We start from the raw sequence: 10,232 nt of genomic DNA, 5'->3' as shown, positions 1-10,232 counted from the left end.
GCGTCAGATGTGTATAAGAGACAGCCCCCGGCCCGCCCCCTCAGCCCGGCAGCGGCCCCTCGAGCAGGTGGGCAGCCGAGCGCACCGCGTCGAGCGCCGCACGGACGCTCGGCACCCGGTCGGCGCCGCGGGCGACGACGACCTCGACACGCCGGGCCAGCTCGTCGTCCACGGGGTCGATCGCGACACCGGCGGGGATGACCGTCGTCGCGAGAGCCAGCCGGGGGAGCAGCGCCACCCCGAGCCCGGCGGCGACGAGTCCCACCACCGCGGCGGCGTTGTCCGTCTCGAGCACGATGTCCGGCGTGAACCCCGCGCTCGCGCACGAGGCGAGCAGGTGCCCACGGCACCGCGGGCAGCCCCCGATCCACCGGGCGTCGTGGTGGGACGCGAGGTCCACGACGGTGGAGCGGGCGGGGCGGAGTCGCTCAGAGCCTCCTGGCTCGACCGGCGTCACCAGCGCGAGCGGGTCGCGACCGAGCGCCCGGGTGACGAGGCCCGGGTCCGGGGTGGTCCCGACCTCGTCGCCGACGTAGGTGAAGGTGAGGGCGACGTCGACCTCGCCGCCGCGCAGCAGGTCGAGTGCCTCGGGCGGCTCGACCTCGACGTACGAGGTCGTCACGCCGGGCGCCGTCGCGGCGAGCCGGGCGAGCACGGCGGGCACCAGGGCGGAGGACGCGCTCGGGAACCCGGCGAGTCGCACCCGGCCACGGCTGAGTCCGCCGACGGCGTCGAGGTCCTCGCGCGCCGCGGTCAGCGCGGCCTGGACGTGCAGGGCGTGGTCGGCGAGCACCTGCCCGGCGTGTGTGAGGGTCGCGCCCCGCCCGCCTCGCAGGACCAGCGCGTGCCCGAGACGCTGCTCGGCCCGGGCCACCAGCTGGCTGACGGCCGGCTGGCTCGACCCGAGTGCGGCGGCGGCGCGGGTGATCGACCCGCCGTCGGCCACGGCGCGGAGGACCCGGAGCAACTGGGGATCGATCTCGTCCATCATCCGATGTTATCGGTGGCACAACGAATCGGCCCTGGTGTGATGAGTCGGGAACCGGGACGCTGTCCGCATGGACTCCTTCCCCGCCGGCCGCGGCTACCTGGCGGCGTGCACCGCGGGCCTGCCGACCCGCGGCACCCTCGCCGCCCAGCGCGCCGACCTCGACGCGTGGTCACGGGCCGAGACGTCGCCGGCCCGGTACGGGGCGCTGGTCGAGCAGGGGCGTGCGCTCTTCGCCGCGCTGGTCGGCGTCCCGGCGGAGCGCGTCGCGACGGGCTCGCAGACCTCGGTGATGGCCGCGGTCGTCGCCGACGCGCTGCCGGACGGCGCCGAGGTGGTCGTCCCCGACGGCGACTTCAGCTCGGTCGTCTTCCCGTTCCTCGCCCAGGCACACCGTGGCGTCCGGGTCCGGAGCGTCCCGCTGGACCGGCTCGCCGCCTCGGTCGGGCCCGACACCGCCCTCGTCGCGTGGTCCGCGGTGCAGTCCGCCACCGGCGTGGTCACCGATCCCGACCCGGTCGTGGCCGCCGCTCGACGCGTCGGCGCCCTGACCCTCTGCGACCTCACCCAGGCCGCCGGCGTCCTGCCCGTCGACGCCACACCGTTCGACGTGACGCTCACGCACACCTACAAGTGGCTCTGCGCGCCGCGCGGCGTCGCCTTCATGACGCTCTCCGACACCGCCCTCGGCCGGCTCCGCCCGGTGCAGGCCGGCTGGTACGCGGGAGCGGACGTGTGGTCCTCCTGCTACGGCCCCGCCATGCACCTGGCCGACGATGCGCGTCGCTTCGACGTCTCGCCGGCCTGGCAGGCGTGGCCCGGTGCCGTGGCCGCGCTCGAGCACGCGGTCGCGCTCGACCAGCAGGCGGTCTGGAGGCACGCCACAGGTCTCGCGGATCGGCTGTGCGACGCGCTCGGCTCGCCTCGGCAGGGCGACGGGCAGGGCGACGGGCAGGCGATCGTGACGTTCGCGGACGCCGACGGGTCGGCCCTCCGGGCCCTCACTGCCTCGGGGCTCACCGCCTCGGGGCGTGCCGGGCGGCTGCGCATCGCGTTCCACCTGTGGAACGACGAGTCCGACGTGACCGACGTCGTGGCCGCGCTGGGCGGGGTGGGGCCGACCACATCGGCAAGGTGAGCGTGGAGGGCTGATCCCGGGCGGGCCTCCCGGGCCGGGATCGCCGGTAGTCTTGCCCGGACCGTTTCCGCACCGAGCACCCAGCTCGGCGACCTCTGGAGCACCCTTTGGCACAGCCCTCCCGTCTCGACAGCGTCATCGCCCTGGCCAAGCGCCGCGGCTTCGTCTTCCAGTCGGGTGAGATCTACGGAGGCTCCCGCTCCGCATGGGACTACGGGCCCCTCGGTGTGGAGCTCAAGGAGAACATCAAGCGCCAGTGGTGGCAGCGGTTCGTCCGCGGCCGCGGGGACATGGTCGGCCTCGACTCCGCGGTGATCCTGCCCCGCAAGGTGTGGGAGGCCTCCGGCCACGTCGCGACCTTCACCGACCCGCTGGTGGAGTGCCTGCACTGCCACCACCGGTTCCGCGAGGACCACCTGATCGAGGCGTTCGTCGCCAAGAAGGGCCGCGACCCCGAAGGCCGCATGGCCGAGATCGCCTGCCCGAACTGCGGCACCCGCGGCGAGTGGACCGAGCCCCGCGAGTTCTCCGGGATGCTCAAGACCTACCTCGGCCCGGTCGAGTCGGAAGAGGGCCTGAACTTCCTGCGCCCCGAGACCGCCCAGGGCATCTTCGTCGACTTCGCGCAGGTCGTCACGACGAGCCGCATGAAGCCCCCGTTCGGCATCGGGCAGGTCGGCAAGGCGTTCCGCAACGAGATCACGCCCGGCAACTTCATCTTCCGCACGCGCGAGTTCGAGCAGATGGAGATCGAGTACTTCGTGCCGCCGGCCTCGGCCCAGGAGCACTACGAGCAGTGGATCGCCGACTCGGTCGCGTTCTACACCGACCTCGGAATCGACCCGGAGAACCTGCGTCGATTCGACGTCCCGGACGGCGAGCGGGCGCACTACTCCGACGCCACCGCCGACATCGAGTACCGCTTCGGCTTCACCGGCTCGGAGTGGGGCGAGCTGATGGGCGTCGCGAACCGCACCGACTTCGACCTGAACAACCACATCGAGGCGTCCGGCCAGGACCTCCGGTTCTTCGACCAGGCCGCCAACGAGAAGTACGTGCCGTACGTCATCGAGCCGTCGTTCGGGCTGACCCGTGCACTCATGGCGTTCCTGCTCGACTCGTACCACGAGGACGAGGCGCCGAACGCGAAGGGCGGCGTCGACAAGCGCACCGTCCTGCGCCTCGACCCGCGCCTGGCGCCGGTGAAGGCCGCCGTCCTGCCGCTGTCGCGCAACGAGCAGCTCTCGCCCGTCGCCCGCGGCCTGGCCGACGACCTGCGCAAGAACTGGAACGTGGACTTCGACGACGCCGGTGCCATCGGCCGTCGCTACCGTCGCCACGACGAGATCGGCACGCCGTTCTGCATCACGGTCGACTTCGACACGCTCGAGGACAAGGCCGTCACGGTGCGCGAGCGCGACACGATGAGCCAGGAGCGCGTCGCGCTCGACCAGCTGCAGGGGTACCTGGCGCAGCGGTTGCTCGGCGCGTAGGGGTTCGGCGGCTCCGCAAGACACCGGTGTTCGTGCGTTGCACACCCGCAATCGGGTGTTCGACCTGCGAACACCGGTGTCTTGCTGCCAGCGACGGGAATGCGCGCCGCACGAGCGCGTTGGGGTCAGCATGAACGACTCCGTGAAGGTCGATGTCTGGTCGGACATCGCCTGCCCCTGGTGCTACATCGGCAAGCGCAAGTTCGAGGCCGGCGTCGCCGCGTTCGGTGCCTCGAGCGAGGGCCGCCCCGTCGAGGTCGAGTACCACTCCTTCGAGCTGAGCCCGGACACCCCCGTCGACTTCGAGGGGACCGAGGCCGAGTTCCTCTCCGGCCACAAGGGCATGCCCGTCGACCAGGCGCAGCAGATGCTCGACCAGGTCACCGCCATCGCCGCTGGCGTCGGCCTCGAGTACGACTTCGAGGCGATGCACCACACCAACACCGTGAAGGCCCACCAGGTCATCCACCTCGCCAAGCAGCACGGCAAGCAGCTCGAGATGGTCGAGCGCCTGTTCACCGCCTACTTCGAGCGCGGCGAGCACGTCGGACAGGAGTCCTCGCTCGCCGACCTGGCGGCGGAGATCGGTCTCGACCGCGACGAGGTCCTCAGCACCCTGCGCGACGACGCCCAGCTCGCTGCGGTCCGCGCCGACCAGGCCCAGGCACAGGCGTACGGGATCAACGGCGTGCCGTTCTTCGTGATCGACGGCAAGTACGGCGTCTCCGGCGCCCAGGACCCCACGGCGTTCGAGCAGGTGCTCCGCCAGGTGGTCGGGCTCCGCGAGACCACGCCGGAGGAGGTCGCCTCGGCGGCCGAGCGCGCTGCGGACGACGCGAGCGCTGACGTGGCGGTGACCCGATGACGGACATGACCATCAGCGACCAGGGCGCGGTGCGCCTCCAGGCCGTGACGTCGGTACCGTCCGTGCCGGACGCGCTCACGGGGCTGCCGGGCGTGCGCGGCCTCTCCGCCGCTTCCGGCGTTTCGGGCGTTCCCGGCCTGGAGGCCCGTCCCGCGTTGCTGACGCTCGTCACGCCCGGCGGTGCGCCGGTCTGCGAGGGCGATAAGTGCCTGATCGACGCCGGCTCGTTCGCCGGGGCCGAGGGCGACTGGTCCGAGGTGCCGGACTGACGGCTGCGTCAGTCGCGCTGCGGTTCCTCGTCGGTGATGTCGGCGACGGTCGCGCCGTAGGCGGCGACGAGCGCGTCGGCGTCGACGAAGGCGCTCGCCCCGTGCCGGCCCGCACCCAGGGCGACGCGGCGGCCGACGATGCGCTCGTCGGCGTACACCGGCAGGTCGCCCGTGGCACCGATCGGCGTGATGGTGCCGCGCTCGTAGCCGGACACCCCGAGCGCGGTGGCGGCGTCGGGCATCGAGAGCTTGTTGACGCCGACGACCGTGCGGAGCTTCTTCCAGGCGATGCTGCGGCCGCCGGGCACCAGGGCGAGCAGGAACCCGCCGTCGTGGCGCTTCACCACAAGGGTCTTGACGATGTCGCCGGGCTCGATGCCGAGCAGTCCGGCGGCCTCGTGCAGGGAGTCCGCGGCCGGGCGCTCGACCACCTCGACCGGCAGGCCACGGGCCTGGGCGTCGGCGTCGAACCGGGTGCTGGCGTCGGTCGTCATGTGGAGAACGCTACCGGCGCGCACCGACGTGGGAAGATGGGACAGGTATGACGATCACACAAGCACCCGCCTCGCGAGTCGGCGGCCCCCTGCGCATCGGCCCGATCGAGGTCGACGTGCCGGTCGTGCTCGCGCCGATGGCCGGGATCACGAACATGGCGTACCGCCGGCTGTGCCGCGAGTACGGCGCCGGGCTCTACGTGTGCGAGATGATCACCTCGCGTGCGTTGGTCGAACGGACCCCCGTGTCGATGCAGCTCATCCAGCACCACGAGTCCGAGACCCCGCGGTCGATCCAGCTGTACGGCGTCGAGCCGAACACCGTGGCCGAGGCGGCGTCGATCCTGGTGGGCGAGGACCGCGCCGACCACATCGACCTGAACTTCGGGTGCCCGGTGCCCAAGGTCACCCGCAAGGGCGGCGGCGCGGCCCTGCCCTGGAAGCTCGACCTGTTCCGCGAACTCGTCACCAAGACCGTGCGCGCCGCCGGCGACGTCCCCGTCACGGTGAAGATGCGCAAGGGCATCGACGAGGACCACCTGACCTACCTCGACGCCGCCCGCATCGCGCGCGACGCCGGTGTCGCCGCGGTGTCGCTGCACGCCCGCACCGCGAACGAGCACTACTCCGGGCACGCCGACTGGTCGGCGATCGCCACGCTGAAGGAGACCGTCACCGACATCCCGATCCTCGGCAACGGCGACATCTGGTCGGCCGCCGACGCGCTCCGGATGATCGACGAGACCGGTGCCGACGGCGTGGTCGTCGGCCGTGGCTGCCTCGGCCGTCCGTGGCTGTTCGGTGACCTGGCCGCGGCGTTCCGCGGCGAGGGGCTGCGGTACATGCCGTCCCTGGGCGAGGTCGCCGACGGGTTCCGGCGCCACGCCGAGCTGCTCGTCGAGTTCTTCGGCGACGAAGAGCACGCCTGCCGCGACATCCGCAAGCACGTGGCCTGGTACTTCAAGGGGTACCCGATCGGCAGCGACGTCCGGGCCGGCCTGGCGATGGCGTCGAGCCTGCAGGAGATCGACGACTTCCTCGGCCAGCTCGACCACGACGCACCGTACCCGGGTGCCGACGCCGAGGGGCCGCGCGGTCGTGCCGGGCACCCGAAGCGCACCGCCCTGCCCGACCGCTGGCTCGAGAGCCGCGACGTCGACTCCGAGTTCCGCAAGGTCCTGGCCGCCGCCGAGCTGCACCACAGCGGCGGATGAGCGCCACCGCCTCGTACGGCCCGGCGGACGCGGAGCGCTGGCTCCCCGAAGAGCACGGCAACCGCCGCTCGGACTTCGCCCGCGACCGCGCCCGACTGCTGCACTCCAGTGCGCTCCGGCGCCTGGCCGCGAAGACCCAGGTGCTCAGCCCGACCGCGGGGCTCGACTTCGCCCGCAACCGGCTGACGCACTCGCTCGAGGTCGCGCAGGTCGGCCGCGAGCTCGCCGACTCGCTCGGACTCGACCCCGACGTGGTCGACACCGCGTGCCTGGCGCACGACATCGGGCACCCGCCGTTCGGGCACAACGGCGAGACCGCGGTGAACGCCTGGGCGACCGGCATCGGTGGCTTCGAGGGCAACGCGCAGACGCTCCGGTTGCTGACGCGGCTCGAGCCGAAGGTCTACGGCGTCCGGCCCGGCGCCGACGTCGACCGTCCGTTCGGACTCAACCTGACCCGTGCGTCGTTGGACGCGAGCTGCAAGTACCCGTGGCCCGCTGCGCAGGGGGTGTCGGAGTCGTCGTCCGGGCGCACCAAGTTCGGCTTCTACGACGACGACCACGACGCCTTCGAGTGGCTCCGCGCCGGCGCCCCGCGTCGCCAGCGGTGCATCGAGGCGCAGGTGATGGACCTCGCCGATGACATCGCCTACTCGGTGCACGACTTCGAGGACGCCGTCGTCGCCGGGTTCATCGACGTCGCGGCCCTGGGTGACCGCGTCGGTGAGAACGACATCGTGACCGCCATGCACGCCTGGGTCGGCGACGACCTGAGCCGCGACGAGCTGCTCGAGGCGTTCGACCGCCTGCGTGCGCTGCCGCTCTGGATGACCGCGTACGACGGCTCCCGCCGTGACGCCGCACGCCTCAAGAACCTGACGTCGCAGCTGATCGGACGCTTCGCGCGCACCGCCACGACGGCCACCCGCGAGTCCTACGCCTCGGGATCGCTCGTGCGGTTCGCCGCGTCGGTCGTCACCCCGCCCGAGATCATCGGCGAGATCGCGGTGCTCAAGGGCATCGTCGCGGCCTTCGTGATGACCCAGGGCGACCGTCAGCCCGTGTACGAGGACCAGCGTCGCGTGCTCACCGAACTGCTCGACGCGCTGGCGGCGACCGGTGCGTCCGACCTCGAGCCGGGCTTCGCCGCCGACTGGCACGCCGCGGACGACGACGCCGGCCGACTGCGCGCCGTCGTCGACCAGGTCGCGAGCCTGACCGACCAGGGCGCACTCGCCTGGCACCGACGTTTGGTGGTGGGTGACCGTGACCCGGTCCACATCGCCGTCTGACCGGTCCGCCGACGTCGGTCCCACGAACTAGGATCGAGGGGTGGCTGGCAGGATCGCGCGGAACGACATCGACGAGGTCCGCTCGCGTGTCAACATCGCCGACGTCGTGGGCGACTACGTCACGCTGAAGCACGCGGGCGTCGGGTCGATGAAGGGCCTGTGCCCCTTCCACGACGAGCGCTCCCCGTCGTTCCACGTCCGGCCCCAGGTCGGCCGCTACCACTGCTTCGGCTGCGGCGAGGACGGCGACGTCTTCAGCTTCATCATGGCGCAGGACCACACCACCTTCGCCGAGGCCGTCGAGCGCATGGCCGCGAAGATCGGCTTCACCCTGCACTACGAAGAGGGCGACGGGCCGCGCACCGACTACAACACCCGTGCCCGGCTGATCGCGGCGAACGAAGCCGCGCTCGAGTACTTCACGGGGCAGCTCACGACGGCCGCCGCCGACCCCGCCCGCCGGTTCCTGGGGGAGCGCGGGTTCGACCCCTCGGCCGCCCAGCACTTCGGCGTCGGCTTCGCCCCGAAGTCCTACGACATGCTCAAGGACCACCTGCGCGGGCGCGGCTTCACGATGGAGGAACTCGTGTCCGCCGGCCTCGTCAGCCAGGGCGACCGCTCGCCGTACGACCGGTTCCGCGGGCGGCTGATGTGGCCGATCCGCGACGTGACCGGGGCGACCATCGGGTTCGGGGCGCGCCGCCTGCTCGAGGACGACAAGGGTCCCAAGTACCTCAACACGCCCGAGACCCCGATCTACCACAAGAGCCAGGTGCTCTACGGGCTCGACCTGGCCCGCCGCGACATCTCGAAGCAGAAGCAGGTCGTCATCGTCGAGGGCTACACCGACGTGATGGCGTGTCACGTCGCGGGCGTCACGACCGCGGTCGCCACCTGCGGCACGTCGTTCGGCGTCGACCACATCAAGGTGCTGCGCCCGATGCTCGGTGACCTGGCCGGCGCCGACCCGAACGCCAACGGCGAGGTCGTCTTCACGTTCGACCCCGACGAGGCCGGGCAGCGTGCCGCCTCTCGTGCGTTCGCGGAGGAACAGCGCTTCGCGGCGCAGACCTACGTCGCCGTGGCACCCGGCGGGCTCGACCCGTGCGACCTCCGGCTCGCCCGCGGCGACGACGCCATCCGCCGCCTGGTCACGAACAAGCGCCCGATGTTCGAGTTCATGATCCGCCGCACGCTCGACGGCCACGACCTCGAGACCGTCGAGGGGCGCGTCGGTGCCCTGCGTGCGGCCGCGCCCGTGCTCGCCGGCATCCGCGACCGCTCGCTGACCCAGGGCTACGTCCGCGAACTCGCCGGCTGGCTGGGCATGGAGATCCCCGAGGTCCGTCGGTCGGTCGAGACGGCCAGGCGCCGTGCGGGCTCTGCCGGGCAGGACGACCGGTCCGCAGGCGCCGGGCGCGACGGCCGCAACGGGAACGACACCGACGGGGCCGACACCCCCGACGAGCCCGTCGCCGGCATCCGCTCGCTGCCGAACGACCCGATCAGCCGCATGGAGCGCGACGCCGTGATGGCGATGGTGCAGCAGCCCACGTCCGTCGGCGCACCGATGCTCGGGCTCGCCGCGTCGGCCACGTTCTCGACGCCGATGCTCGCCGCGGTGCGGGACGCCGTGGTCGCCAACGTCGACGTCATCGGCGCGGGGGACTGGCTCGACCGGCTGCTCGCCGACGTGCCGGCGCCCCTCCGCACCCTGACGCACGAACTCGCCCTCGCACCCATCCCCGCGCGCAACGCGGAGGACCTGGCGGCCTACTGCCGGAGCATCGTCGTGGCCCTCGTCGAGCGCGACCTGCTCGCCCGCAAGGCCTCGTTGCTCGGGCAGCTGCAGCGCGCCGACCCGCACGAGCAGGCCGAGCGCCGCGCCGAGATCCAGCGGCAGCTCGTCGACATCGACGGGCAGCGGATGCGGTTGCGCGCCGACGCCGAGGCGTCCTAGGGCTCTTCGCGCGCGGCTCGCGCGGCAGTTGGCGGGTGCGCCAGATCGTCTCGGTCGCACGACGCGCCGGGTGCGCTTCACCGAGGTCGCACGAACTGTCGTGCGGCGGGGCTGCGAGCGGCAGTTGGTGCGACTTCGGCGGTCCGTGGGTGGTCAGGACGTACCGTCTGTGGGGCGTCGAGTGGTCGCAGGGCGTCGGTTGGCCGGGGTTCGGCCGACGGGACGTGACCGCGCGGGGTGAGGCGGGCGGTGAGTCGTGACCGGTCGGCGGGGGCGTGGGACGCGGCGGACGCGGGGCTGGCCTCCTGGCCCTGCGTACGAGGTCGCACGACGCGCCGCGTGCGTTTCGCCGAGGTCGCACGAACTGTCGTGCGGCGGGGCTGCGAGCGGCAGTTGGTGCGACTTCGGGGGTCCGTGGGTGGTCAGGACGTTCCGTCTGTGGGGCCTCGAGTGGTCGCGGATCGTCGGCTGGCCGGGGTCCGGCCGACGGGACGTGACCTGTCTCTTATACACATCTCC

Annotated in this window: 9 protein-coding genes; 7 read left to right on the top strand and 2 right to left on the bottom strand. The window is 72.4% G+C overall.

Annotated elements, in window-relative coordinates:
- Positions 1-40 precede the first annotated feature (40 nt).
- Complete coding sequence (locus DEJ12_RS17725; RefSeq protein ID WP_258370649.1) at positions 41-988, bottom strand: LysR family transcriptional regulator; 948 nt, start codon at positions 986-988, stop codon at positions 41-43.
- A gap of 70 nt (positions 989-1,058) precedes the next feature.
- Between DEJ12_RS17725 and DEJ12_RS17720 the strand changes: the two genes are divergently transcribed.
- The 4 genes from DEJ12_RS17720 (at position 1,059) to DEJ12_RS17705 (ending at position 4,753) form a co-directional block, all read left to right on the top strand.
- Positions 1,059-2,126 (top strand): aminotransferase class V-fold PLP-dependent enzyme, encoded by a 1,068-nt coding sequence (locus DEJ12_RS17720; protein ID WP_111031162.1) that lies wholly within the window; start codon positions 1,059-1,061, stop codon positions 2,124-2,126.
- A gap of 107 nt (positions 2,127-2,233) precedes the next feature.
- Complete coding sequence (locus DEJ12_RS17715) at positions 2,234-3,619, top strand: glycine--tRNA ligase (RefSeq protein ID WP_111031161.1); 1,386 nt, start codon at positions 2,234-2,236, stop codon at positions 3,617-3,619.
- 130 nt (positions 3,620-3,749) lie between these two features.
- Positions 3,750-4,484 (top strand): DsbA family protein, encoded by a 735-nt coding sequence (locus tag DEJ12_RS17710; protein ID WP_111031160.1) that lies wholly within the window; start codon positions 3,750-3,752, stop codon positions 4,482-4,484.
- A gap of 5 nt (positions 4,485-4,489) precedes the next feature.
- Positions 4,490-4,753, top strand: a complete 264-nt coding sequence (locus DEJ12_RS17705; protein ID WP_146245619.1) for a hypothetical protein — start codon at positions 4,490-4,492, stop codon at positions 4,751-4,753.
- A gap of 8 nt (positions 4,754-4,761) precedes the next feature.
- Here DEJ12_RS17705 and DEJ12_RS17700 read toward each other — a convergent pair whose 3' ends face one another.
- Positions 4,762-5,247, bottom strand: a complete 486-nt coding sequence (locus DEJ12_RS17700) for an aminoacyl-tRNA deacylase (protein ID WP_111031158.1) — start codon at positions 5,245-5,247, stop codon at positions 4,762-4,764.
- 47 nt (positions 5,248-5,294) lie between these two features.
- On the opposite strand from DEJ12_RS17700, the gene dusB reads away from it, so the two are divergent.
- Genes dusB through dnaG form a run of 3 tightly spaced genes read left to right on the top strand, consistent with a single transcriptional unit; the run spans position 5,295 to position 9,713 of the window.
- Positions 5,295-6,461, top strand: coding sequence for a tRNA dihydrouridine synthase DusB (dusB, locus tag DEJ12_RS17695; protein ID WP_110860455.1), 1,167 nt, complete (start codon positions 5,295-5,297; stop codon positions 6,459-6,461).
- Complete coding sequence (locus DEJ12_RS17690; protein WP_110864660.1) at positions 6,458-7,753, top strand: deoxyguanosinetriphosphate triphosphohydrolase; 1,296 nt, start codon at positions 6,458-6,460, stop codon at positions 7,751-7,753. Before dusB ends, DEJ12_RS17690 begins: the two co-directional genes overlap by 4 nt.
- A 40-nt stretch (positions 7,754-7,793) precedes the next feature.
- Positions 7,794-9,713 carry a DNA primase gene (gene dnaG / locus DEJ12_RS17685; protein ID WP_111031157.1) on the top strand — a complete coding sequence of 640 codons (1,920 nt, stop codon included), beginning with the start codon at positions 7,794-7,796 and terminating at the stop codon, positions 9,711-9,713.
- The last annotated feature ends 519 nt before the right edge of the window (positions 9,714-10,232 follow it).

Origin of the sequence: Curtobacterium sp. MCLR17_059, assembly GCF_003234665.1 — a bacterium.
Lineage (GTDB): Bacteria > Actinomycetota > Actinomycetes > Actinomycetales > Microbacteriaceae > Curtobacterium > Curtobacterium flaccumfaciens.
The sequence above is the reverse complement of the archived record's forward strand: the minus strand, read 5'-3'. Positions and strand labels throughout refer to the sequence as shown.

Bases quoted from the DNA above. Each gene is read 5' to 3' on its own strand.
- DEJ12_RS17725 (WP_258370649.1), bottom strand. From the start codon at position 988: ATGGACGAGATCGATCCCCAGTTGCTCCGGGTCCTCCGCGCCGTGGCC.
- DEJ12_RS17720 (WP_111031162.1), top strand. From the start codon at position 1,059: ATGGACTCCTTCCCCGCCGGCCGCGGCTACCTGGCGGCGTGCACCGCG.
- DEJ12_RS17710 (WP_111031160.1), top strand. From the start codon at position 3,750: ATGAACGACTCCGTGAAGGTCGATGTCTGGTCGGACATCGCCTGCCCC.
- DEJ12_RS17705 (WP_146245619.1), top strand. From the start codon at position 4,490: ATGACCATCAGCGACCAGGGCGCGGTGCGCCTCCAGGCCGTGACGTCG.
- DEJ12_RS17700 (WP_111031158.1), bottom strand. From the start codon at position 5,247: ATGACGACCGACGCCAGCACCCGGTTCGACGCCGACGCCCAGGCCCGT.
- dusB (WP_110860455.1), top strand. From the start codon at position 5,295: ATGACGATCACACAAGCACCCGCCTCGCGAGTCGGCGGCCCCCTGCGC.
- DEJ12_RS17690 (WP_110864660.1), top strand. From the start codon at position 6,458: ATGAGCGCCACCGCCTCGTACGGCCCGGCGGACGCGGAGCGCTGGCTC.